The sequence below is a fragment of the Pantoea sp. MBD-2R genome, assembly GCF_039134845.1.
GTDB lineage: Bacteria > Pseudomonadota > Gammaproteobacteria > Enterobacterales > Enterobacteriaceae > Erwinia.
The window spans coordinates 281,368-305,387 of record NZ_CP152417.1 but is presented as its reverse complement, the minus strand read 5'-3'; the positions used below and the strand labels follow the sequence as shown (position 1 = coordinate 305,387).

Annotated in this window: 19 protein-coding genes, 3 tRNA genes and 1 riboswitch; of the genes, 7 read left to right on the top strand and 15 right to left on the bottom strand. The window is 53.0% G+C overall.

Features of this window, described 5'->3' with window-relative positions:
* Together hemE and nudC are read right to left on the bottom strand one after the other, a co-directional pair.
* Entirely contained in the window at window positions 1–1,068 is a 1,068-nt protein-coding gene (gene hemE, locus AAGQ96_RS01240; protein WP_147193997.1) for a uroporphyrinogen decarboxylase, read from the bottom strand.
* 40 nt (window positions 1,069–1,108) lie between these two features.
* Window positions 1,109–1,882, bottom strand: coding sequence for an NAD(+) diphosphatase (nudC, locus tag AAGQ96_RS01235; protein WP_147193995.1), 774 nt, complete (start codon window positions 1,880–1,882; stop codon window positions 1,109–1,111).
* 76 nt (window positions 1,883–1,958) lie between these two features.
* Between nudC and rsd the strand changes: the two genes are divergently transcribed.
* From rsd to thiH, 7 genes are all read left to right on the top strand, one after another.
* Window positions 1,959–2,465 (top strand): sigma D regulator, encoded by a 507-nt coding sequence (gene rsd, locus AAGQ96_RS01230; protein ID WP_147193993.1) that lies wholly within the window; start codon window positions 1,959–1,961, stop codon window positions 2,463–2,465.
* Between the two features lie 120 nt (window positions 2,466–2,585).
* Window positions 2,586–2,686: riboswitch (TPP riboswitch) on the top strand.
* An 87-nt stretch (window positions 2,687–2,773) separates the two neighbouring features.
* Window positions 2,774–4,708, top strand: a complete 1,935-nt coding sequence (gene thiC / locus AAGQ96_RS01225; RefSeq protein WP_342754638.1) for a phosphomethylpyrimidine synthase ThiC — start codon at window positions 2,774–2,776, stop codon at window positions 4,706–4,708.
* Window positions 4,705–5,352, top strand: coding sequence for a thiamine phosphate synthase (thiE, locus tag AAGQ96_RS01220; RefSeq protein WP_342754637.1), 648 nt, complete (start codon window positions 4,705–4,707; stop codon window positions 5,350–5,352). Before thiC ends, thiE begins: the two co-directional genes overlap by 4 nt.
* Entirely contained in the window at window positions 5,342–6,103 is a 762-nt protein-coding gene (locus AAGQ96_RS01215) for a HesA/MoeB/ThiF family protein (protein WP_147193987.1), read from the top strand. Before thiE ends, AAGQ96_RS01215 begins: the two co-directional genes overlap by 11 nt.
* Entirely contained in the window at window positions 6,087–6,287 is a 201-nt protein-coding gene (gene thiS / locus AAGQ96_RS01210) for a sulfur carrier protein ThiS (RefSeq protein WP_147193985.1), read from the top strand. The genes AAGQ96_RS01215 and thiS overlap by 17 nt, the downstream gene beginning before the upstream one ends.
* Before the next feature lies 1 nt (window position 6,288).
* Window positions 6,289–7,065: a thiazole synthase gene (locus tag AAGQ96_RS01205; RefSeq protein WP_342754636.1), complete on the top strand. Its 777-nt coding sequence runs from the start codon at window positions 6,289–6,291 to the stop codon at window positions 7,063–7,065.
* On the top strand, window positions 7,062–8,189 hold the full coding sequence (thiH, locus tag AAGQ96_RS01200; RefSeq protein ID WP_342754635.1) for a 2-iminoacetate synthase ThiH: 1,128 nt from the start codon (window positions 7,062–7,064) through the stop codon (window positions 8,187–8,189). Before AAGQ96_RS01205 ends, thiH begins: the two co-directional genes overlap by 4 nt.
* A 10-nt stretch (window positions 8,190–8,199) precedes the next feature.
* Here the strand turns inward: thiH and AAGQ96_RS01195 are convergent, their stop codons facing one another.
* The 13 genes from AAGQ96_RS01195 to AAGQ96_RS01135 all read right to left on the bottom strand — a co-directional run bounded on the left by AAGQ96_RS01195 (window position 8,200) and on the right by AAGQ96_RS01135 (window position 24,019).
* Entirely contained in the window at window positions 8,200–9,216 is a 1,017-nt protein-coding gene (locus tag AAGQ96_RS01195) for a capsular polysaccharide synthesis protein (RefSeq protein WP_342754634.1), read from the bottom strand.
* Between the two features lie 568 nt (window positions 9,217–9,784).
* Window positions 9,785–14,005 carry a DNA-directed RNA polymerase subunit beta' gene (gene rpoC, locus AAGQ96_RS01190; RefSeq protein ID WP_342754633.1) on the bottom strand — a complete coding sequence of 1,407 codons (4,221 nt, stop codon included), beginning with the start codon at window positions 14,003–14,005 and terminating at the stop codon, window positions 9,785–9,787.
* Window positions 14,006–14,148: 143 nt separating this feature from the next.
* Window positions 14,149–18,177, bottom strand: a complete 4,029-nt coding sequence (rpoB, locus tag AAGQ96_RS01185) for a DNA-directed RNA polymerase subunit beta (RefSeq protein ID WP_147193975.1) — start codon at window positions 18,175–18,177, stop codon at window positions 14,149–14,151.
* Window positions 18,178–18,502: 325 nt separating this feature from the next.
* Window positions 18,503–18,868 (bottom strand): 50S ribosomal protein L7/L12, encoded by a 366-nt coding sequence (gene rplL / locus AAGQ96_RS01180; RefSeq protein WP_034898574.1) that lies wholly within the window; start codon window positions 18,866–18,868, stop codon window positions 18,503–18,505.
* 62 nt (window positions 18,869–18,930) lie between these two features.
* On the bottom strand, window positions 18,931–19,428 hold the full coding sequence (rplJ, locus tag AAGQ96_RS01175) for a 50S ribosomal protein L10 (protein WP_147200487.1): 498 nt from the start codon (window positions 19,426–19,428) through the stop codon (window positions 18,931–18,933).
* Window positions 19,429–19,850: 422 nt separating this feature from the next.
* Window positions 19,851–20,555 (bottom strand): 50S ribosomal protein L1, encoded by a 705-nt coding sequence (rplA, locus tag AAGQ96_RS01170; RefSeq protein WP_147193972.1) that lies wholly within the window; start codon window positions 20,553–20,555, stop codon window positions 19,851–19,853.
* Between the two features lie 3 nt (window positions 20,556–20,558).
* A complete protein-coding gene (gene rplK / locus AAGQ96_RS01165; RefSeq protein ID WP_007886298.1) occupies window positions 20,559–20,987 on the bottom strand; it encodes a 50S ribosomal protein L11 in 429 nt (142 codons plus the stop codon).
* 177 nt (window positions 20,988–21,164) lie between these two features.
* Window positions 21,165–21,710: a transcription termination/antitermination protein NusG gene (gene nusG, locus AAGQ96_RS01160; RefSeq protein WP_147193969.1), complete on the bottom strand. Its 546-nt coding sequence runs from the start codon at window positions 21,708–21,710 to the stop codon at window positions 21,165–21,167.
* A gap of 1 nt (window position 21,711) precedes the next feature.
* On the bottom strand, window positions 21,712–22,095 hold the full coding sequence (gene secE, locus AAGQ96_RS01155; protein ID WP_147193967.1) for a preprotein translocase subunit SecE: 384 nt from the start codon (window positions 22,093–22,095) through the stop codon (window positions 21,712–21,714).
* A 229-nt stretch (window positions 22,096–22,324) separates the two neighbouring features.
* On the bottom strand, window positions 22,325–23,509 hold the full coding sequence (gene tuf / locus AAGQ96_RS01150; RefSeq protein ID WP_147193965.1) for an elongation factor Tu: 1,185 nt from the start codon (window positions 23,507–23,509) through the stop codon (window positions 22,325–22,327).
* Window positions 23,510–23,622: 113 nt separating this feature from the next.
* Window positions 23,623–23,698 (bottom strand) — tRNA-Thr (locus AAGQ96_RS01145).
* A gap of 6 nt (window positions 23,699–23,704) precedes the next feature.
* Window positions 23,705–23,779 (bottom strand) — tRNA-Gly (locus AAGQ96_RS01140).
* Between the two features lie 155 nt (window positions 23,780–23,934).
* Window positions 23,935–24,019, bottom strand: a tRNA-Tyr gene (locus tag AAGQ96_RS01135).
* Window position 24,020: the final 1 nt, after the last annotated feature.

Sequence of the window (24,020 nt, the reverse complement as noted above, 5' to 3'; positions counted from 1 at the left end):
TTATCCCTGGTGATATTGACGTGACAGTTTGTGTACGGCCTCCACGAAAACACCGGCGTGTTCTGGCGGAACATCCTGATGAATGCCGTGACCGAGGTTAAATACGTGACCGTTCCCCTGGCCGAAGCCCTGAAGAATTGTCGCCACTTCCTGTTCGATACGGGCAGGCTCTGCGTACAGCATGGACGGATCCATATTACCCTGTAGCGCCACTTTATCGCCTACGCGACGGCGCGCGTCGGCAATATCGGTGGTCCAGTCCAGACCCAGCGCATCACAGCCGGTCGCCGCCATCGCTTCCAGCCATTGCCCACCGCCCTTGGTAAAGAGCGTTACGGGTACGCGACGGCCATCGTTTTCACGGATCAGGCCATCGACGATTTTATGCATGTAATGCAGCGAGAATTCGAGATAATCACGCCCCGTCAGCACGCCGCCCCAGGTATCAAAAATCATCAGCGACTGCGCGCCCGCCCGGATCTGCGCATTCAGATAAAGCGTAACGCTGTCTGCTAACTTATCCAGCATCAGATGCAGCGTCTGCGGATCCGCATACATCATCTTTTTCAGTTTGGTAAACGCTTTGCTGCTGCCGCCTTCAACCATGTAGGTCGCCAGCGTCCACGGACTGCCGGAGAAACCGATCAGCGGCACTTCGCCGTTAAGATTTTTGCGAATGGTACGCACCGCGTTCATCACATAACCCAGTTCCTGCTCAGGATCGGGGACAGGCAGTTTTTCCACATCGGCGCGGCAGGTGACTGGCGAGGAGAATCGCGGCCCTTCACCGGCTTCAAAGTAGAGCCCTAATCCCATGGCGTCCGGGATGGTCAGAATATCGGAGAACAGGATCGCCGCGTCCAGCGCATAGCGCCGCAGCGGTTGTAGCGTCACTTCACAAGCCAGCTCGGCGTTTTTGCACAGCGACATAAAGTCACCGGCCACGGCGCGCGTTGCTTTATATTCTGGCAAATAACGCCCCGCCTGGCGCATCATCCATACTGGCGTTACGTCTACTGGCTGGCGCAGCAGGGCGCGCAAATAACGATCGTTCTTCAGTTCACTCATTCTTCAGGGCTCTTTTTCATTCAGGGGCACAGTATATCAGTTATTCCGCTTCGGCGCGGCAGAGGGCAACCGTGTCCTCAATCAGTCGACGGGCAACCGTGCCCGCTGGCGGCAGCTGCGGCAGTGCATCAAAGCGATACCAGCCCGCATCGAGCAGCTCTTTCGGATCGATGACGATCTCGCCACTGTCGTAGTCAGCCATAAACGCCATCATTAACGATTGAGGGAAAGGCCACGGCTGCGAGGAAACATAGCGCAGATTTTTAACTTTGATGCCGCTTTCTTCCATCACTTCACGCGCAACGGTTTGCTCCAGCGTTTCGCCGACTTCAACGAAGCCCGCCAGCACGGTATAGACGTTGTTACGATGTTTTGTGTGTTGGGCCAGCAGGATTTCGTCGCCACGGCGGATTGCCACAATGATGCAGGGCGCGATCTGCGGATAATAACGCTGACGGCAGTGTCCGCAAAGGCAAGCCCGCTCAGTTTTACTGAGGTGCATGGGGTGCCCGCAATAGCCGCAAAATTTGTGTGAGCGATAGAACTCCGCGAGCTGAATACCGCGCCCGGCCAGCTGGAACAGGCCAACATCCTGATCGAGGATTTGTCGCAGGGAACCCATTTCATCAGACCGGCTTTCACAAATCAGGTAAACGGGCTCGCCCTGCCACTCACCAATTACCGACGCTTTTTTGCCTGTAAGTTCCAGGTTTTGCGCAGAACCGTACGGTAATTGACCTTTTGGCAACCATAGTTTATGGTCGTGGCTGACAACCCACCAGCCAGCGTCTACGCTTGAAATCTCAACTTCCATAAATTGCTCATCCTCAGCTTCACAAACTTACTGGATTGGGATTAGACATTGTTAAATATCACTCACGGAGTCACTCATGCTTAACCAGTTAGAAGTTCTGGCCTCGCGCGTAGGCGGATGTAGCGACCTGGTAGACTTTTGTCTGCACTCACGTAAGCAATTACTCATCGCTTATTATCAAATGGTTGGCATCAAGCCTAACAAGGATTCGCTGAGTACGCTCGACGAAAACGCGCTGGATACCTTTTGTCAAAGCCTGGTCGATTATCTTTCTACCGGCCACTTTACCGCTTATGAACGCTTTATCGAAGAGATGGAAGGTACGGAACAGCTGGCCAAAGCCGCGCTAATCTATCCCTCTTTGCAGGCTAATACTGAACTGATTATGCGTATTTATGATACTCATCTGGAAAACGCTATCGATCACAACAACTGCATGGAGTTTCAGCAGGCGCTGTCAGAAGTTGGCGAAGCGCTGGAAGCGCGTTTTACCCTGGAAGATAAATTCATCCAGCTGGCCTTAGAGAAAGGTACGGTAAAGCAAGACGCAGCTAATGATGAGGCCATTGTTCGTCCGGCGTAAGTCGTTATGAAAATGTAAAATCCTTGTAGTTTTAAAAAAGCCCCTTTATGCTGAATGGGCAATACAGGTGGTTCGCCCTGTGCCAGCCACTGTCGTTCTGTTTGCTTACGGGCAGCAGAATTCTTCTTGTCGGAGTGCCCTTAGGGGCTGAGACCGTTCATTCGGGATCCGCGGAACCTGATCAGGTTAGTACCTGCGAAGGGAACAAGAGTAAATATTCAGTGTGGGTGTAACGCCACTTGTTCACACCCTGCGCTTACTCCTCCGAACTCCGGACAAGCAACTTTCCCTTTATTCAGGAACTTGCTATGTCTACCCCCAGTAAAAAACCCAATCGTCGTGAACAACGTGCCGAAGCGCAGCAGTTTATTGATTCCCTGCAAGGTTCTGCCTTTCCCAATTCAAAACGCATCTGGCTGACCGGATCACGCCCGGATATCTGTGTACCGATGCGCGAAATACAGCTCAGTCCGACCGTCGTTGGCGGCAGCAAAGATAATCCGCTGCTGGAAGAAAATGAGCCGGTTCCGGTTTATGATACAGCCGGCCCTTATGGCGATCCCGAGGCAAAAATTGATGTGCATGCCGGTCTGAATAAGCTGCGTGACGGCTGGATAAGCGAGCGTGGTGATACGCAATATATCAAACAACTCAGCTCGGTTTATACGCAGCAGCGTCTGGCGGATGAAGGCTTAGATCATCTGCGCTTCGATAATTTGCCGCGTCCTCGTCGTGCGCTGGCTGGCCAATGCGTGACTCAACTGCACTACGCCCGGCGGGGTGTTATTACACCCGAGATGGAATTTATCGCAATCAGAGAGAATATGGGCCGCGAGCGGATCCGTGGTGAAGTGCTGCTCCAGCAGCATCCGGGTAATAGCTTTGGTGCCAGTCTGCCTGAAAACATAACGCCGGAGTTTGTTCGTCAGGAAGTGGCCGCCGGACGCGCCATCATCCCGGCGAATATTAACCATCCCGAATCTGAGCCGATGATTATCGGCCGTAACTTTCTGGTTAAAATAAACGCTAACATCGGTAATTCCGCCGTCAGTTCCTCCATCGAAGAAGAAGTAGAAAAACTGGTGTGGTCCGCACGCTGGGGCGCCGATACGATCATGGATCTTTCTACCGGCCGTAATATTCACGAAACGCGCGAGTGGATCCTGCGTAACAGCCCGATTCCTGTCGGCACCGTTCCAATCTATCAGGCGTTGGAGAAAGTGAACGGCGTGGCGGAAGATCTGAACTGGGAAGTGTTCCGCGATACGCTGCTGGAGCAGGCTGAACAGGGCGTTGATTACTTTACTATTCATGCGGGCGTGCTGTTGCGCTATGTGCCGATGACGGCAAAACGCCTGACCGGCATTGTGTCACGCGGTGGCTCGATCATGGCTAAATGGTGTTTGTCGCACCATAAAGAGAGCTTCCTGTATGAACACTTCCGCGAAATCTGTGAGCTTTGCGCTGCTTATGACGTTTCGCTGTCGCTGGGTGATGGCCTGCGTCCCGGATCTGTTCAGGATGCCAACGACGAGGCGCAGTTTGCCGAGCTGCGCACGCTGGGCGAGCTGACCAAAATTGCCTGGGAATATGACGTGCAGGTGATGATAGAAGGGCCGGGACATGTGCCGATGCAGATGATCAGACGCAATATGACTGAACAGCTGGAGCACTGTCATGAAGCGCCCTTCTATACGCTTGGCCCACTGACCACCGATATCGCCCCGGGTTATGACCATTTTACCTCCGGCATCGGTGCCGCGATGATTGGCTGGTTCGGTTGCGCCATGCTCTGCTACGTGACGCCGAAGGAACATCTGGGCCTGCCCAACAAAGAAGATGTGAAACAGGGGCTGATTACCTACAAGATCGCCGCGCATGCTGCCGATCTTGCCAAAGGCCACCCCGGCGCGCAGATCCGCGATAACGCCATGTCTAAAGCACGCTTCGAATTCCGCTGGGAAGATCAATTTAACCTTGCGCTCGATCCCCACACCGCACGCGCTTACCACGATGAGACGCTGCCGCAGGAATCCGGCAAGGTTGCCCATTTCTGTTCGATGTGCGGGCCCAAATTCTGCTCGATGAAGATCACTCAGGAAGTCCGTGAATATGCGGCTAAGCAGGAAGCGGAAGCAAAACCTATCGAGATTGGCATGGCGGAAATGTCACAGGCGTTCCGTAGCCGTGGCAGCGAGCTTTATCATCCTGCCGATGCGCTGACGCCGGAGGAGAAAGTATGAACCGGGGCCCCTTTCCCCTGACGGAAGCTCGCCTCGGTCTTTACCCGGTAGTGGACAGCGTGGAATGGATAGCGCGTCTGCTGGAAGCTGGGGTGCGCACCCTCCAGTTACGGATAAAAGATCGGCCTGAAGAGGCAGTAGAACAGGATATTGCTACTGCAATTGCGTTGGGAAAACGCTACCGGGCACGGCTATTTATCAACGATTACTGGCGCCTGGCTATTCGTTATCAGGCTTATGGCGTCCATTTGGGTCAGGAAGATCTGGACGTTGCCGATCTGGATGCGATTCACCGCGCCGGGCTTCGTCTGGGTCTGTCCACCCATGATGATGCCGAACTGGATCGCGCGCTGGCCGAACAGCCTTCCTATATTGCCTTAGGTCATGTTTTTCCTACGCAAACCAAAGAGATGCCCTCTTCTCCTCAGGGACTTGAGGCGTTAAGACGGTACGTCTCGCGCTTGCGGGGCGTTTCTACCGTAGCGATTGGCGGCATCAGTCTTGCGCGTGCGCCTGCGGTACTGGAAACCGGCGTGGGCAGCATCGCCGTGGTCAGTGCGATAACCCAGGCGGCCGACTGGCAATCTGCCACGGCAAAACTCCTCGCGCTGGCCGGTACGGGAGGCATTGCTCATGCTCAGTAATAACGACTTCATGCGCTACAGCCGCCAGCTGCTGCTGGAGGAGTTTGGCCTTGACGGACAGCAAAAATTGCAGCGCTCCAGCGTGCTGATTGTAGGCCTGGGTGGACTGGGATCGCCTGCTGCGCTCTATCTTGCCGCCGCAGGCGTCGGCAAGTTACTGCTGGCCGACAACGACAACGTGCATATCAGCAACCTCCAGCGTCAGATCCTGTTCCGCAGTAATGAAACCGGCCAGAGCAAAGCGCTGCTGGCTAAAAAGCATTTGCAGGATTTGAACCCGCAGGTGGAATTTATCGCCATGGAGCAACGCATGGATGCCGCGCTCCTGACACAAACGGTGCAATGGGTCGACCTGGTCCTGGACTGTAGCGACAACATGGAGACGCGGCATGCAATCAATGCCGCCTGCGTAGTAAACGCAACCCCGCTGATCAGCGCCAGCGCCGTAGGCTTTGGCGGCCAGCTGCTGGTGCTGGCCCCGCCTTTTCGCCATGGCTGCTATCGCTGCCTGTGGCCTGACGAAGCTGAACCGCAGCGGAATTGCCGTAATGCAGGGGTGCTCGGCCCGGTGGTCGGCGTAATGGGCACCTTACAGGCGCTCGAAGCGTTAAAAATGCTGGCGGGACAGCCTTCTGTTTTAGAGGGGCGGCTGCGGTTATTCGACGGCAGGCAGCAAACCTGGCGCACGCTCACGCTTGAACGCAGCGAAAACTGCCCGGTTTGTGGAGAACGCAATGCGCATTGTCATTAACGACGAACCGCAAACCATCAGTGCGCCACTGACATTGCACGATCTGCTGAACGCGCTGTCACGCAGCCAGCCCGGCACGGCGCTGGCCGTAAATCAGCGTATTGTGCCGCGCGAGCGCTGGGAAGCTTATCTTTTACAGGAAGGCGATGAACTGGTGATTTTCCAAGCCATTGCCGGAGGTTAAAATGCTACAGATTGCTGATAAAACGTTTTCTTCCCGGCTGTTTACCGGCACGGGGAAGTTCGCCAGCCCGGCTATCATGCTGGAAGCGTTAAAAGAATCCGGTACGCAGCTGGTGACGATGGCAATGAAGCGGATAGATCTGCGCGGCAGCGACGATGGCATCCTTCTCCCTTTACAGCAGCTTGGCGTGCAGCTCCTGCCAAACACCTCCGGCGCGAAAACGGCGGAAGAAGCGATTTTTGCCGCCCGTCTGGCGCGTGAGGCGCTCGCTACCCATTGGGTCAAACTGGAAATTCATCCTGATGTGCGCTATCTGCTGCCTGATGCTATTGAAACGCTGAAAGCGGCTGAAGTGCTGGTCAGAGAAGGATTTACGGTACTGCCCTATTGCCATGCCGATCCGGTATTGTGCAAACGGCTGGAAGAAGCGGGCTGTGCCGCAGTGATGCCGCTTGGTGCGCCAATCGGCACCAATCAGGGACTCAAGACCCGCGATCTGCTGGCGATCATTATCGAGCAGTCGGGCGTACCGGTAGTGATTGATGCAGGGATTGGCGCCCCCAGTCATGCCAGCGAGGCACTGGAGATGGGTGCCGATGCGGTGTTGGTGAATACCGCAATGGCCTCGTCCAGCCAACCCGTGCAGATGGCGCGCGCTTTCAGGCTGGCCGTTGAGGCTGGCGAACTGGCTTACCACGCCGGTCTGGGAAGTCGTCATCAGCAGGCCGTTGCCTCCAGTCCGCTTACGCGCTTTTTGCAAAGCGGAGAGGCGATATGAAAACATTTGTCTCACAGTGGGAAAAGCTGGAATGGGATGATATCCGCCTGCGGATCCACAGCAAAACATCGGCAGATGTGGAACGGGCGTTAAATGCGCCCAGAGTCGGCCGGGAGGAACTGATGGCGTTATTATCTCCAGCTGCTCAGGCGTGGCTGGAACCGATGGCGCAAAAAGCGCAGATGCTGACTCGCCAGCGCTTCGGCCATGCCGTCAATCTTTTCGTGCCGCTCTATCTTTCCAATCTTTGCGCCAACGACTGTACCTATTGCGGTTTTTCCATGAGTAACCGCATTAAGCGCAAAACGCTGGATGCGGCTGAAATTGAGCGTGAGTGTCAGGCGATCCGCGCGATGGGTTTTGATCAGCTGCTGCTGGTAACGGGTGAGCATCAGACCAAAGTCGGCATGAACTATTTCCGCCAGCATCTGCCGGCAATCCGTCAGCATTTCAGTTCGCTGATGATGGAAGTCCAGCCAATGAGTGAACCTGAATATGCCGAGCTGAAAACGCTGGGGCTGGATGGCGTGCTGGTTTATCAGGAAACGTATCATTCGGCGGTTTACAGCCAGCATCACCTGAAAGGCAACAAGCAGGATTTCTTCTTCCGGCTGGAAACACCTGACCGGCTCGGGCGGGCTGGCGTGGATAAAATTGGCCTGGGTGCGCTAATTGGCCTGTCTGACAGCTGGCGAACCGACTGCTATATGATGGCAGAGCACCTGCTATGGCTACAGAAAACCTACTGGCAGAGCCGCTATTCCGTCGCTTTCCCTCGCCTGCGTCCCTGCGCGGGCGGTATTCAGCCTGCTTCAATAATGGATGAAGCACAGCTGGTACAGGTGATTTGCGCTTTTCGACTTTTTGCACCAGAAGTGGAACAGTCGTTGTCGACAAGAGAATCGCCTGAGTTTCGCGACAAGGTTGTGCCGCTGGCTATCAACACGGTGAGCGCCTTCTCAAAGACGCAGCCCGGAGGGTATGCTGACGGCCAGAGCGAGCTGGAGCAATTCTCTCCGCACGATAACCGTCGCCCCCAACAGGTTGCAGAGGCGTTAATCCAGGCGGGTATGCAGCCAGTATGGAAAGACTGGGACAGCTATTTGGGAAGAGCGCCCATTTAAGCGATACGCTTTACGCCGGGCTGCCAGGCATGTCGCTAAACGGCATTTTTGGCAGCGTTTCTTTGCTTTCGGCAAACAATACCTGACCGATCAGGCTGTCTTTATTAATTGCGCCATAACGCAAATTTGTCGCCAAATATTTGCGATCCAGCCCGGTCAGCTTTACCAACGGCGGTAAAACATCGGGAACCCGGTCAATCATAAACATCCGACTTAATTTTACCGCATCCCAGCTCACCAGGCGCTGATAAAATATGGCGTTGGCTTCGCATTTCCTTAAATAGAAATTGTACTGACTAAATTCGCGTAAAGCCTGCTGCTGGGTGATATTCAGAATCAAATACTCTGGATCGGTAATTCGCTGTAGAATTTCGGTGTAATTAGGTAAATTTTTCAACTGAATGAAATGATTGCGTGCGCCCAACTCAACAATAGGGCGGAAATAATGCAGCCAGCGTTTAATAAAGTCGCTATTTTTGGGTACTGCCATAAACCAGGTTTCAATGATGGGATAATGCTTATCAATCGTTGAGACATCACGATAGAAGGCAACCATGTCATAACGGTTATCGAGGTTGACCGCCAGCAGCTCATCAAGGCTACGGTTCAGGATAGTCGACGCATCCATCCAGATACCGCCATATTTATAGAGCAACTCCAGGCGAATGACATCACTCTTGTGGGCGACTTTCATATCCTGATGCTTAAATACCAGACCCGGCAGGTACTGCTGTAAATTGGCGTTGTTAACCACCGTTAGCGTATAGCCCGGATTTTCACGAGAAACTTTATTAACGAAACACTGTATCTCATGAGGAAGGGTTTCACCGGCCCAGAACATCCAGATTTGCTTTGGTATCGCTTCTGATCCTCTCTGGTGCCTGATGATATCTAAATCTTGTTCAAGAGCAGGATTGTATTCCGCCATTTTGCCACGCTTCAACAGAACCTTTTCGGCGCGCAAGCGTATTGAAACTGCATTTTTTAATAGCGGCAGCGCAAGTGCCTTGAGCTTAGTCTTGTTCATAACCCCTCCATCAACCGGGCGGTCAAATTAACCGGCTGGTTCAGACGCAACGAAAGAAACCCGAAACAGGGTTTAATGTGGACATTAATATGTTTAAAAGGAAATTAACAAACAGACTCAAATCTAACAACTTTTTAATTATTTAACAGGGGGATTTAAGACAAAGCTCAGCATGGAAATGCAATTACAACCTCCATAAGGGAATAAGAACCTGTCAGACAATAAATTATTACTGATGAATGCTGATGGTTTAACTGCCTGCTTTTTATGGCATTCCTCGTAATTTTAATAAACGCTATGTTGTTTCTCTAATAAAGTCTGGATCGCTATTCCATAAAAAACGTTTGCCGCTGGCCGCTTTTCGCTTTCCGGGTAAAGTGTATTCCGTTGAGGTCATGTCGGCATCAACCGGGCCCGATGTTTCTTCCACGCTGTCGGGCTCGCCTCCCTACCCTTTTCCTGGCTGAAAGCCAATCGGCTTACCAACGCTTGTGGCTCCGCCAGCCTGAATTTCCGGCATAAAAAAACCGCTCCGAAGAGCGGTTTTTTAACGTGGCTTTAGCAACGATTAATCGTCGTTACCGCCCAGACCTGCGTTCAGCAGCTCTGCCAGGCTGGCGGAAGCTTCGTCTGCGGTCACCTGAGGTGCCACAGTCACTTCGCCTGCCGCTTTACGGCGCATACGATCCTGGTGATAAGCGTAACCGGTACCGGCTGGGATCAGACGACCCACGATTACGTTCTCTTTCAGGCCGCGCAGTTCGTCGCGTTTGCCCGCAACGGCTGCTTCGGTCAGTACGCGCGTCGTTTCCTGGAACGATGCCGCAGAGATGAAGGATTCGGTCGCCAGTGACGCTTTGGTAATACCCAGCAGATCGCGCATATAGGTCGCTGCGATTTTGCCGTTGGCTTCCAGTTCACGGTTAGAAATCTTAACGCGTGACACTTCAACTTGCTCGCCGTCCAGGAAGTCGGTGCTTCCTGCGCTTGCGATGGTTGCTTTACGCAGCATCTGACGAACGATGACTTCGATGTGCTTATCGTTAATCTTAACGCCTTGCAGACGGTAAACTTCCTGCACTTCGTTAGTGATGTAACGCGTCACCGCATGCACGCCACGCAGACGCAGAATGTCGTGTGGTGATTCTGGGCCATCGGAAACCACGTCACCGCGCTCCACGCGTTCACCTTCGAACACGTTCAGCTGACGCCATTTCGGAATCATCTCTTCGTAATGATCGCTACCGTCAATCGGGGTGATAACCAGACGACGCTTCCCTTTGGTTTCTTTACCGAAGGAAATGATACCGCTGATTTCAGCCAGGATTGCCGGCTCTTTCGGACGACGGGCTTCGAACAGGTCAGCAACGCGTGGCAGACCACCGGTGATGTCCTTGGTACCGCCAGATTCCTGAGGTACACGAGCCAGGGTATCACCCGAGCTGATCTTCACGCCATCTTCCAGCTGCACAATCGCTTTACCCGGCAGGAAGTACTGAGCAGGCATATCGGAGCCTGGGATCATGACATCGTTGCCGTTGGCATCAACAATTTTCAGCGCTGGACGCAGATCTTTACCACCGGCAGTACGTTCTGCACTGTCCAGGATCACCAGAGATGACAGACCGGTCAGGTCATCAGTCTGGCGGGTAATGGTCTGGCCGTCGATCATGTCAGTGAAGCGAATGAAACCGCTCACTTCGGTGATGACCGGCATGGTGTGCGGATCCCAGTTTGCTACGGTCTCGCCCGCTGCAACCTGCTCACCATCACCTTTCGCCATGGTCGAACCGTAAGGAACCTTATAGCTCTCTTTAGTACGACCAAATTCGTCGATCATTTTCAGCTCGGTGTTACGTGAAGTAACAACCAGCTTGCCAGCGGAGTTGGTAACCGACTTGGCGTTGATCAGTTTCAGCGTACCTTTGTTCTTCACCTGGATGCTGGATTCAGCAGCCGCACGAGATGCCGCACCACCGATGTGGAACGTACGCATCGTCAGCTGTGTACCCGGCTCACCGATGGACTGTGCTGCAATAACGCCGATGGCCTCACCTTTGTTGATGATGTGACCACGCGCCAGATCGCGTCCATAACAGTGTGCACACACACCGAAGTCAGTTTCGCAGCTTACAACAGAACGCACTTTCAGGCTGTCGACAGAATGCTCTTCCAGCAGGTCACACTGTTGCTCGTGCAGCAGGGTGTTGCGTGGCAGCAGGATGTCTGCAGTGCCTGGCTTGAGAACGTCTTCTGCGGTCACACGACCCAGAACGCGCTCGCGCAGTGGTTCTTTCACGTCGCCACCTTCGATGACCGGAGTCATCATGATGCCTTCGTGCGTGCCACAGTCGTCTTCGGTAACCACCAGATCCTGTGCCACGTCAACCAGACGACGGGTCAGGTAACCGGAGTTAGCGGTTTTCAGTGCGGTATCCGCAAGACCTTTACGAGCACCGTGCGTGGAGATGAAGTACTGGAGTACGTTCAGACCTTCACGGAAGTTCGCGGTAATTGGCGTTTCGATGATGGAACCATCTGGCTTAGCCATCAGACCACGCATACCGGCCAGCTGACGAATCTGCGCAGCAGAACCACGCGCACCGGAGTCGGCCATCATAAAGATGCTGTTGAAGGAGACCTGACGCTCTTCCACGCCGTCACGGTTAATGACAGTTTCGGTAGACAGGTTTTCCATCATGGCTTTCGCAACGCGTTCGTTGGCCGCAGCCCAGATATCGATCACTTTGTTGTAGCGTTCGCCAGCGGTTACCAGACCAGACTGGAACTGCTCCTGAATCTCAGCCACTTCCGCTTCCGCTTCGGTGATGATTTCCACTTTCTTCTCTGGGATAACCATGTCGTCGATACCAACAGACGCGCCGGAGCGTGCTGCATAGGCAAAGCCGGTGTACATGGTCTGGTCAGCAAAGATAACGGTCGGCTTCAGGCCCAGGATGCGGTAACAGGTGTTCAGCATCTTGGAGATCGCTTTCTTACCCAGCGCCTGGTTGACGATGGAGTAAGGCAGACCTTTTGGCACGATCATCCACAGGATGGCACGGCCAACGGTGGTATCGATGATGCTGGTTTTAGCAACCCACTCATCCTGCTCGTTTTTCTCGTGTTCGGTAATACGTACCTTAACGCGAGCGTGCAGCGACGCCAGGCCAGCGCGATAAATGCGCTCAGCTTCTTTCGGACCGGTCAGCACCATGCCTTCGCCTTTGGCGTTAACACAGTCACGGGTCATGTAGTACAGACCCAGTACAACGTCCTGTGAAGGAACGATGATTGGCTCACCGTTCGCTGGCGACAGGATGTTGTTGGTAGACATCATCAGCGCACGCGCTTCCAGCTGGGCTTCCAGCGTCAGCGGTACGTGAACAGCCATCTGGTCACCATCGAAGTCGGCGTTATAAGCCGCACAAACCAGCGGGTGCAGCTGGATCGCTTTACCTTCGATCAGGACTGGCTCAAATGCCTGGATACCCAAACGGTGCAGGGTTGGTGCACGGTTCAGCAGTACCGGGTGTTCGCGGATCACTTCGTCCAGGATATCCCAAACGACAGCTTCTTCACGCTCAACCATTTTCTTGGCGGCTTTGATGGTGGTAGCGAGACCACGCAGTTCCAGCTTGCCGTAGATGAACGGTTTGAACAGTTCCAGTGCCATTTTCTTCGGCAGACCACACTGGTGCAGACGCAGGTATGGACCAACGGTGATAACGGAACGACCAGAGTAGTCAACACGTTTACCCAACAGGTTCTGACGGAAACGACCCTGCTTACCTTTGATCATGTCGGCCAAAGATTTCAGAGGACGCTTGTTCGAACCGGTGATCGCACGACCGCGACGGCCGTTATCCAGCAGCGCATCAACCGCTTCCTGCAGCATACGTTTTTCGTTACGTACGATGATATCTGGCGCAGCCAGATCCAGCAGGCGCTTCAGACGGTTGTTACGGTTGATCACGCGACGATACAGATCGTTCAGATCTGACGTGGCGAAACGACCGCCGTCCAGCGGCACCAGCGGACGCAGATCCGGTGGCAGTACCGGCAGCACGGTCAGGATCATCCACTCTGGCTTGTTGCCAGACTGTACGAACGCTTCCAGCAGCTTGATACGCTTGGTCAGCTTCTTACGCTTGGTTTCGGAGTTGGTTTCGTTCAGCTCTTCACGCAGCTGCTCGCATTCCTGCTCCAGATCCATGTTTTTCAACAGCGCCTGGACTGCTTCCGCACCCATCTTCGCGTCGAACTCGTCACCAAACTCTTCCAGCGCGTCCAGATACTGCTCTTCAGTCAGGATCTGACGGCGCTCAAGGTTGGTCATGCCGCCTTCAACAACCACATAAGATTCGAAGTACAGCACGCGCTCGATATCACGCAGTGGCATGTCCAGCAGTAAACCGATGCGCGATGGCAGCGATTTCAGGAACCAGATGTGCGCAGTTGGGGAAGCCAGCTCAATGTGGCCCATGCGCTCACGGCGAACTTTGGTCTGTGTAACTTCAACGCCACACTTCTCACAGATCACGCCGCGATGTTTCAAACGCTTGTACTTACCGCACAGGCATTCGTAATCTTTTACCGGCCCGAAAATACGCGCACAGAAAAGCCCGTCACGTTCTGGTTTGAACGTACGGTAGTTGATGGTTTCTGGCTTTTTAACTTCACCAAAAGACCAGGAACGGATCATGTCTGGCGAGGCCAGAGCAATTTTGATCGCATCAAACTCTTCGGTCTTAGTTTGCGCTTTCAGAAACTTAAGTAAGTCTTTCACGGATTAGCTCCCGTCGGAGTGAGACTTCTCAAAACAACCCGGTACTCACCAGGCTGTCCTGTAACCAGTACGAACTTGAGGTATTACACCTCTGTCTTTCGGGCCGCAGCGGTATTAACCGCGGCCCGAAATGGGACAGAGGGTTACTCGTCTTCCAGCTCGATGTTAATACCCAGCGAGCGGATCTCTTTCAACAGTACGTTGAAGGATTCCGGCATGCCCGGTTCCATCTGATGGTTGCCGTCAACGATGTTTTTATACATCTTGGTACGGCCGTTGACGTCATCAGACTTAACGGTCAGCATTTCCTGCAGGGTATAAGCGGCACCGTATGCTTCCAGTGCCCACACTTCCATCTCACCGAAGCGCTGTCCACCGAACTGCGCTTTACCACCCAGCGGCTGCTGAGTAACCAGGCTGTAAGAACCGGTAGAACGTGCATGCATCTTGTCATCCACTAAGTGGTTCAGTTTCAGCATGTACATGTAGCCAACGGTTACCTGACGCTCAAACTGCTCGCCGGTACGGCCATCAAACAGGGTGATCTGACCGGAAGAAGGCAGGCCGCCGAGCTGCAGCAGCTCTTTGATCTCGCTCTCTTTCGCGCCGTCGAACACTGGCGTGGCAATTGGCATACCTTTTTTCAGGTTCTCAGCCAGACGCAGAACTTCATCGTCGGTGAAGGTATTCAGGTCAACTTTCTGACGCACATCCGTGCCCAGATCGTACGCGCGCTGAATGAACTCACGCAGTTTGGACACTTCTTCCTGCTTCTTAAGCATAGCGTTGATCTTCTCGCCAATGCCCTTCGCAGCCATACCCAGGTGGGTTTCAAGAATCTGTCCAATGTTCATACGTGATGGTACGCCCAGCGGGTTCAGTACGATATCGACCGGCGTACCGTTCTCATCGTATGGCATATCTTCGATCGGGTTGATCTTGGAGATAACACCTTTGTTCCCGTGACGACCTGCCATTTTGTCACCAGGCTGGATCTGACGTTTAACGGCCAGATACACTTTAACGATTTTCAGCACGCCAGGTGCCAGGTCATCGCCCTGAGTGATTTTGCGGCGCTTCGCTTCGAGTTTCTTCTCAAACTCGTGCTTCAGCTCATCGTACTGTCCAGCCAGCTGTTCCAGCTGGTTCTGCTTGTCTTCGTCGGTCAGGCCGAGTTCCAACCAGCGCTCGCGTGGCAGCTTGTCCAGTTTTTCCGCTTCAACGCCGCCGGAAACCAGCAGGTAGTTGATACGGCTGAACAGGCCAGCTTCGAGGATCTGCAATTCTTCAGACAGGTCTTTTTTCGCCTGCTTCAGCTGCATCTCTTCGATTTCCAGCGCGCGCTTGTCTTTTTCCACGCCATCGCGGGTGAAGACCTGCACGTCAATAACGGTACCAGACACGCCGTTTGGTACGCGCAGAGAAGAGTCTTTAACGTCAGACGCTTTCTCACCGAAGATCGCACGCAGCAGCTTCTCTTCTGGCGTCAGCTGGGTTTCACCTTTCGGCGTTACCTTACCAACCAGAATGTCGCCACCGGTCACTTCCGCACCGATATACACGATACCGGATTCATCCAGTTTGGAGAGCGCAGCTTCACCCACGTTAGGGATGTCAGCGGTGATCTCTTCTGGCCCCAGCTTGGTGTCACGAGACACACATGCCAGTTCCTGAATGTGGATGGTGGTGAAGCGATCTTCCTGTACCACGCGCTCGGAGACTAAGATGGAGTCTTCGAAGTTGTAGCCGTTCCACGGCATGAACGCGACGCGCATGTTCTGACCCAGTGCCAGTTCGCCCAGATCCGTTGAAGGACCGTCGGCCAGCACGTCACCACGTTCAATTGGTTCGCCCAGGTTGACACACGGCATCTGGTTGATACAGGTGTTCTGGTTAGAACGGGTGTACTTGGTCAGGTTGTAAATGTCGATACCGGCTTCGCCCGGATACATTTCGTCTTCGTTAACTTTGATAACGATACGGGATGCATCAACGTACTGTACGGTACCACCACGTTTCGCTACGGCTGTTACACCGGAGTCAACCGCTACCGCGCGTTCCATACCGGTACCAACCAGCGGCTTATCAGCACGCAGAGTAGGAACCGCCTGACGTTGCATGTTTGCACCCATCAATGCGCGGTTGGCGTCATCGTGCTCCAGGAACGGGATCAGTGACGCACCGACGGAAACCACCTGTTGGGTGGAAACGTCCATGTAGTCAACCTGATCGCGGCTGAACAGGCTCGATTCGCCTTTGCTACGGCAGGTCACCAGGTCGTCTACGAAGTGACCTTCGTCGTCGAGGTTGGTGTTCGCCTGAGCGATAACGTAGTTACCCTCTTCAATTGCAGAGAGGTAATGAATTTCGTCGGTCACCACGCCTTCGCGAACGCGACGGTATGGGGTTTCCAGGAAACCGTACTCATTGGTCTGTGCATACACAGACAAGGAGTTGATCAGACCGATGTTTGGACCTTCCGGCGTTTCGATTGGACACACGCGACCGTAGTGAGTCGGGTGAACGTCTCGAACTTCAAAGCCTGCACGCTCACGCGTCAGACCGCCTGGACCCAGTGCAGAGATACGACGTTTGTGCGTAATCTCAGACAACGGGTTGTTCTGGTCCATAAACTGTGACAGCTGGCTGGAGCCGAAGAACTCTTTCACCGCCGCCGAAATTGGCTTGGCGTTGATCATGTCCTGTGGCATCAGGGTGTCGAGATCGCCCAGAGACAGACGCTCTTTCACCGCACGCTCTACGCGCACCAGGCCGACACGGAACTGGTTTTCAGCCATTTCGCCGACGGAACGGATACGACGGTTGCCGAGGTGGTCGATATCATCCACTTCGCCAATACCGTTACGGATACCGATGAGCTTCTTCATCACTTCAATGATGTCGTCTTTGCTCAGGATACCGGAACCTTCGATCTCGTCACGCAGCAGAGAACGGTTGAACTTCATACGACCTACCGCTGACAGATCGTAGCGGTCTTCGGAGAAGAACAGGTTCTCGAACAGGTTTTCAGCCGCTTCACGCGTTGGTGGCTCACCAGGACGCATCATGCGATAGATCTCAACCAGCGCGCTCAGGCGATCGGTTGTTGGATCGACACGTACGGTCTCAGAGATGTACGGGCCGTGGTCCAGATCGTTGGTAAACAGCGTTTCGATGCGCTTATGGCCAGACTGGCTCAGCTTCGCCAGCAGATCCAGCGACAGCTCCATGTTAGCGGCAACGATCAGCTCGCCGGTGCTTTCATCGATGTAATCTTTACCGACGACTTTACCTGCGATGTATTCAACCGGAACTTCGATGTGCTCAACGCCATCTTTTTCCAGCTGACGAATGTGGCGTGCAGTAATGCGACGGCCTTTCTCAACGTAGGTCGTACCGTTGGCTTCGATATCGAAAGAGGCTGTCTCGCCGCGCAGACGCTCTGGCACCAGTTCCATCTGCAACTTGTTGTTGCGGATTTCGTAAACCACTTTCTCAAAGAACAGGTCAAGGATCTGCTCAGTGGTGTAGTTCAGGGCGCGCAGAATGATGGTCGCAGGCAGTTTACGGCGACGGTCAATACGAACGAACAGGTTGTCTTTCGGGTCAAACTCAAAGTCCAACCATGAACCACGGTAAGGGATGATACGTGCGTTATACAGCACTTTACCCGATGAGTGGGTTTTACCCTTATCGCTGTCGAAGAAGACGCCAGGACTACGATGCAGCTGAGAAACGATAACCCTTTCCGTACCGTTGATGACAAAGGTACCGTTATCGGTCATGAGCGGAATTTCGCCCATGTAAACTTCTTGCTCTTTGATGTCCTTAACGGTGCCTTCCGGCGCTTCGCGCTCGTAGATCACCAGGCGCAGCTTCACGCGTAAAGGTGCAGAATACGTGACGCCACGGATCTGACACTCTTTCACATCAAAGACAGGTTCGCCTAAACGGTAGCTGACATATTGCAGCTCGGAATTACCGCTGTAGCTTTGGATAGGGAATACGGAACGGAATGCAGCTTCCAGACCATACTGACCTTCCGGATCTTGCTCGATGAACTTCTGGAACGAGTCAAGCTGGATAGAAAGGAGATAAGGAATGTCCAGAACTTGTGGACGCTTTCCAAAATCCTTACGAATACGTTTTTTCTCGGTATAGGAGTAAACCATAGGGTTCCTCAGCTCGCTGAAAAGTAGAACCTCTCTGTCCGTCCAGGGGGGACAGTTCATGCGACACTATTTTGTTGGTCCGGAATGAAGAGCTTCTTTCCGTAATATCTCTTTCTGCCACTCTCAAATCATTTCATTGCCGTTGGCACAGCAGGGAACCGTGCGGAAAAGCAGTATATTGAGGCGTCGATAGAGAAAGATATTAAGCAAATCAATGGCTAAACAGTGTGAAACGCCATTGGTGCTGTAGAGCGCAAAAAGGCTGGTGACTATAAAGTCACCAGCCATCAGCCTAAAATACTAGGCTGCAACCTGAAAGGTTGGCTTATTTAACTTCAACTTCTGCGCCAGCTTCTTCCAGTGCTTTCTTCAGAGCTTCTGCGTCGTCTTTGCTGATGCCTTCTTTCAGGGCAGCAGGTGCAGACTCAACCAGGTCTTTAGCTTCTTTCAGGCCCAGACCAGTTGCGCCACGTACTGCTTTGATCACGGCAACTTTGTTAGCGCCGATAGCTTTCAGTACAACGTCGAACTCAGTTTTTTCTTCAGCAGCTTCAGCAGGGCCTGCAGCAACAGCTACAGCGGCAGCAGCAGAAACACCGAATTTTTCTTCCATAGCGGAAACCAGCTCAACAACGTCCATTACAGACATAGCTGCTACTGCTTCCAGAATTTGATCTTTAGTGATAGACATGACAATTGTTCCTGTAAATCAGAAATAGTTTATACGTTAAAGTGCAACAGACCAAAAAGTGCTTATGCAGCTTCTTTGGCGTCGCGTACGGCTGCCAGAGTGCGGACCAGTTTGCCTGCAGCGGCTTCTTTCATGGTCGACATCAGACGTGCCAGCGCTTCTTCGTAAGTTGGCAGAGTTGCCAGACGGTCAATATTTTCCGCCGTGATCAGCTCACCTTCAAAGGCCGCAGCTTTGACCTCAAATTTTGCATTCGCTTTCGCGAACTCTTTGAACAGACGAGCAGCAGCGCCCGGGTGTTCCATAGAGTATGCAATCAGGGTCGGACCAACAAACGTGTCTTTCAGGACCTCAAACTGAGTTCCTTCAACGACGCGGCGCAGCAGGGTGTTACGAACAACACGCATGTAAACGCCAGCTTCACGACCTGCTTTACGCAGTTCAGTCATTTTGTCTACGGTCACGCCGCGGGAATCCGCAACTACCGCAGACAGCGCGCCTTTGGCTACTTCGGTGACTTCAGCAACAATCGCTTGTTTGTCTTGAAGATTTAATGCCATTAGCTTGTGCTCCTGGATTTTTGACCGGAGAAGGATTCCTCCGGAACTCACATCACCTGCCAACGTTTCCGAAGACAGGCGCTCAAACACGGTGAGCAGAATCCAGCAAAGACTATAAATATATTCTTCAGGTTCTGTCACCGTCTACGCAGGAGATTAAGTTTCTTTCGAAACACCTGCGGTCTTGGACGGAGGCCTGGATAAGGCCAGGCTCCAACCGAAAATTCTGTCTATCCTGCCCCATTCGAACTGATACTGCGTTGGCTGCTCTCGCTCACCTCAGTCACATAGCGAGCTATGCTCCTGACGATTCACTTTTTTGCCGCCTTGTCTCAGTCCGACTGGCTTGAATAGGGGTTCTGTATATTAACAGAACAACGGGCGTAAGATTCTAGTCGAAAATTTCGCCCGCGTAAAGCAGATTAGTTAGCAGCAGCGTTCAGGCCAGCCTGATCAACTGCAACGCCTGCACCCATAGTGGTGGAGAGGCTAACTTTCTTGATGAAAACGCCTTTCGCCTGAGATGGTTTTGCTTTTTTCAGCGCAACCAGCAGGGATTCCAGGTTTTCTTTCAGTTTATCTGCATCGAAATCAACCTTACCGATAGTGGTATGGATGATGCCGTTTTTGTCGTTACGGTAACGAACCTGACCTGCTTTAGCGTTCTTAACCGCTTCTGCAACGTTAGGGGTTACGGTGCCAACTTTCGGGTTTGGCATCAGACCACGTGGGCCCAGAACCTGACCCAGCTGGCCAACAACGCGCATTGCATCTGGAGATGCGATAACAACGTCAAAGTTCATTTCGCCTTTTTTGATCTGGTCAGCCAGATCTTCCATACCTACCAGTTCAGCGCCTGCAGCTTTAGCAGCTTCAGCGTTTGCACCCTGGGTAAATACGGCAACGCGAACGGAACGGCCAGTACCGTGTGGCAGTACAGTTGCACCGCGAACGTTCTGATCGGATTTACGAGCATCAATGCCCAGATTTACAGCTACGTCAACGCTTTCTACGAACTTAGCAGTCGCCAGTTCCTTCAGCAGAGCAACAGCTTCGTTGATGTCATACTGTTTAGTTGCATCAACTTTGTCACGGATCACGCGCATGCGCTTGGTCAGCTTAGCCATTTCTTAGTCCTCTACTACCAGGCCCATGGAACGAGCAGTACCTTCGATGGAGCGAGTCATCGCTTCAACGTCAGAACCAGTCATGTCCGCAGCTTTGGTTTCTGCGATTTCACGTACCTGAGCACGTGATACTTTACCTACTTTGTCTTTGTTCGGCTTGCCGGAACCAGACTTGATACCCGCCGCTTTCTTCAGCAGAACTGCTGCTGGAGGCGTTTTGGTAACGAAGGTGAAAGAACGGTCAGAATAAACGGTAATAACAACCGGAGTTGGCAGACCTTTTTCCAGGGATTCTGTTTTTGCGTTAAACGCTTTACAGAATTCCATGATGTTAACGCCTTGCTGACCCAGCGCTGGACCCACTGGTGGGCTTGGGTTTGCCATACCGGCTGCAACCTGCAGCTTGACGTAGGCTTGTACTTTCTTAGCCATGATAATTCCTCTATTGGGTGCGATCGCTCCAGAAGGAGCTCCCCGTAATTAATATTCACGCGCTAAAGCGCATAAAAACAAAAGGCGCGAAATTGTAGGGCAATTTCGCGCCTCTCGCAACTGATATTGCATCGCCAGGCTTACTTTTTAATCAGGTAAGTTGGCTATGCCTGCTTATCAGCTTTTCTCAACCTGTCCAAAGTCCAGCTCAACCGGCGTTGCACGGCCAAAGATGGAAACGGAAACTTTCAGGCGGCTTTTTTCATAATCCACTTCTTCAACCACGCCGTTGAAGTCAGCAAACGGACCGTCATTAACACGGACCATTTCACCCGGCTCAAACAGGGTTTTCGGACGTGGCTTATCGCCAGCAGACTGCAGGCGGTTCATGATCGCGTCGACTTCTTTATCGCTAATAGGTGCCGGACGATCGGAGGTACCACCAATGAATCCCATGACGCGCGGCACGCTGCGCACTAAGTGCCAGCTTGCATCGTTCATGACCATTTGTACCAGTACATAGCCTGGGAAGAACTTGCGCTCGCTCTTGCGACGCTGGCCACCACGGATCTCAACCACTTCTTCGGTTGGAACCATGACTTCGCCAAAGAGTTCTTCCATGTTATGTAATTTGATATGCTCGCGCAGCGACTGGGCTACACGGCCTTCAAAGCCGGAAAACGCCTGAACGACGTACCAGCGCTTTTTTGGAGCTTCAGACATCTCAGAACCTCAGGCCAGTGATAAACGAGACGAGACGGACCAGAATACCATCCAGTCCCCACAAAATCAGTGACATCACGGCAGTGACCGCGGCAACGATTAACGTGGTGTGCAACGTTTCCTGACGAGTAGGCCAAATAACCTTGCGAACTTCAGTGCGCGCTTCGCGGGCAAAAGCCAGCGTTGCTTTGCCTTTCGTCGTCAGCAGCGCAATGCCACCTGCTGCTGCGATCAGGATTACTACGGCCAGCGCGCGCAGTGGGAGGGTAACTTCACGATAATAGTAGTTGCCTACGACAGCTACGATCAGCAGCAATGCCACACCTGTCCACTTTATCGCTTCCAGGCCGCGCCCGCTCCCTTGAGCTTCGGTATTAGCACTCATAAACCAACCTGCCACAATAAATCAGAAACTATTTTGCCGCGTTTTACGCGGCAACCGAACCGAATAATGCTGTCAGGCGAAACTCGGCATATAACGCCGTGCTACAGAGCCTGCCTCAGCAATGATTATGGCTGAAAATCACTGATGAGCCAGGTTCTATGTTACAGCGTGCAAAAAGGGCATCAAATGATGCCCTCTTCTTGTACGTTGCGTCAAATATTATCAGCGATTAAGCGATAACTTTAGCGACAACGCCGGCACCAACAGTACGGCCGCCTTCACGGATTGCGAAACGCAGACCGTCGTCCATCGCGATTGGATGGATCAGGGTAACAACCATCTGAATGTTGTCGCCTGGCATTACCATCTCAACGCCTTCTGGCAGTTCGATGGTACCGGTCACGTCAGTTGTACGGAAGTAGAACTGTGGACGGTAACCTTTGAAGAACGGAGTATGACGGCCGCCTTCGTCTTTGGACAGGATGTACACTTCAGATTCGAACTTGGTGTGTGGCTTGATTGAGCCTGGCTTAGCCAGAACCTGACCACGCTGGATATCTTCGCGCTTGATACCGCGCAGCAGGATACCACAGTTCTCACCCGCACGGCCTTCGTCCAGCAGCTTACGGAACATTTCAACGCCGGTACAGGTTGATTTCACGGTATCTTTGATACCAACGATTTCAACTTCTTCACCCACTTTAACGATACCGCGCTCTACACGACCGGTAACAACGGTACCACGGCCAGAGATAGAGAATACGTCTTCGATTGGCAGCAGGAACGGCTTGTCAATTGCGCGCTCTGGTTCTGGGATGTAGGTATCCAGGTGACCAGCCAGCTCGATGATCTTAGCTTCCCACTCAGCTTCGCCCTGCAGTGCTTTCAGTGCAGAACCGCGAACGATTGGCAGGTCATCACCAGGGAAATCATAAGCAGACAGCAGCTCACGCACTTCCATCTCAACCAGTTCCAGCAGCTCTTCGTCATCAACCATGTCGCATTTGTTCATGAACACGATGATGAATGGAACGCCAACCTGACGACCCAGCAGGATGTGCTCACGGGTCTGAGGCATTGGGCCATCAGTCGCAGCAACAACCAGGATCGCGCCGTCCATCTGAGCAGCACCGGTGATCATGTTTTTCACATAGTCGGCGTGGCCTGGGCAGTCAACGTGCGCGTAGTGGCGAGTTGGGGTGTCATATTCAACGTGAGAAGTGTTGATGGTGATACCACGAGCTTTTTCTTCTGGCGCGTTATCGATCTGGTCGAATGCACGAGCAGAACCGCCGTAGGTTTTAGCCAGAACGGTGGTGATAGCAGCAGTCAGGGTAGTTTTACCGTGGTCAACGTGGCCGATAGTACCAACGTTGACGTGCGGTTTGGAACGTTCAAATTTTTCTTTAGACATCGCTTGTCCCTCTAAGACACGGATAAATCGGTGATATCACCACATCAACCAGGCAGCGCCTGAACTGTTGAATTTTAACGTACAGAGAAGAATCAGGGAGGGAGATTTAGAAGTGGTGCTGATACCCAGAGTCGAACTGGGGACCTCACCCTTACCAAGGGTGCGCTCTACCAACTGAGCCATATCAGCACGGCTTGGAGCGGGCAGCGGGAATCGAACCCGCATCATCAGCTTGGAAGGCTGAGGTAATAGCCATTATACGATGCCCGCATCCTGGAACTCGGCTACCTGTTCTGTCTGTAGCTTGTGAACAGCTGAAAAAGTTTCCCAGCTATTCGAGTCAACCCGCATTTGCTTGATGACTCTGACTGTGCTTGAGCTCAGTCTGAAATCTGCATTTGCAACCTCAAACTGCGAGGCCGAAATGGTGGTGGGGGAAGGATTCGAACCTTCGAAGTCGATGACGGCAGATTTACAGTCTGCTCCCTTTGGCCGCTCGGGAACCCCACCA

Coding starts and splice junctions, on each gene's coding strand:
- hemE (WP_147193997.1), bottom strand. CDS start 1,068: ATGAGTGAACTGAAGAACGATCGTTATTTGCGCGCCCTGCTGCGCCAG.
- nudC (WP_147193995.1), bottom strand. CDS start 1,882: ATGGAAGTTGAGATTTCAAGCGTAGACGCTGGCTGGTGGGTTGTCAGC.
- rsd (WP_147193993.1), top strand. CDS start 1,959: ATGCTTAACCAGTTAGAAGTTCTGGCCTCGCGCGTAGGCGGATGTAGC.
- thiC (WP_342754638.1), top strand. CDS start 2,774: ATGTCTACCCCCAGTAAAAAACCCAATCGTCGTGAACAACGTGCCGAA.
- thiE (WP_342754637.1), top strand. CDS start 4,705: ATGAACCGGGGCCCCTTTCCCCTGACGGAAGCTCGCCTCGGTCTTTAC.
- AAGQ96_RS01215 (WP_147193987.1), top strand. CDS start 5,342: ATGCTCAGTAATAACGACTTCATGCGCTACAGCCGCCAGCTGCTGCTG.
- thiS (WP_147193985.1), top strand. CDS start 6,087: ATGCGCATTGTCATTAACGACGAACCGCAAACCATCAGTGCGCCACTG.
- AAGQ96_RS01205 (WP_342754636.1), top strand. CDS start 6,289: ATGCTACAGATTGCTGATAAAACGTTTTCTTCCCGGCTGTTTACCGGC.
- thiH (WP_342754635.1), top strand. CDS start 7,062: ATGAAAACATTTGTCTCACAGTGGGAAAAGCTGGAATGGGATGATATC.
- AAGQ96_RS01195 (WP_342754634.1), bottom strand. CDS start 9,216: ATGAACAAGACTAAGCTCAAGGCACTTGCGCTGCCGCTATTAAAAAAT.
- rpoB (WP_147193975.1), bottom strand. CDS start 18,177: ATGGTTTACTCCTATACCGAGAAAAAACGTATTCGTAAGGATTTTGGA.
- rplL (WP_034898574.1), bottom strand. CDS start 18,868: ATGTCTATCACTAAAGATCAAATTCTGGAAGCAGTAGCAGCTATGTCT.
- rplJ (WP_147200487.1), bottom strand. CDS start 19,428: ATGGCATTAAATCTTCAAGACAAACAAGCGATTGTTGCTGAAGTCACC.
- rplA (WP_147193972.1), bottom strand. CDS start 20,555: ATGGCTAAGCTGACCAAGCGCATGCGCGTGATCCGTGACAAAGTTGAT.
- rplK (WP_007886298.1), bottom strand. CDS start 20,987: ATGGCTAAGAAAGTACAAGCCTACGTCAAGCTGCAGGTTGCAGCCGGT.
- nusG (WP_147193969.1), bottom strand. CDS start 21,710: ATGTCTGAAGCTCCAAAAAAGCGCTGGTACGTCGTTCAGGCGTTTTCC.
- secE (WP_147193967.1), bottom strand. CDS start 22,095: ATGAGTGCTAATACCGAAGCTCAAGGGAGCGGGCGCGGCCTGGAAGCG.
- tuf (WP_147193965.1), bottom strand. CDS start 23,509: ATGTCTAAAGAAAAATTTGAACGTTCCAAACCGCACGTCAACGTTGGT.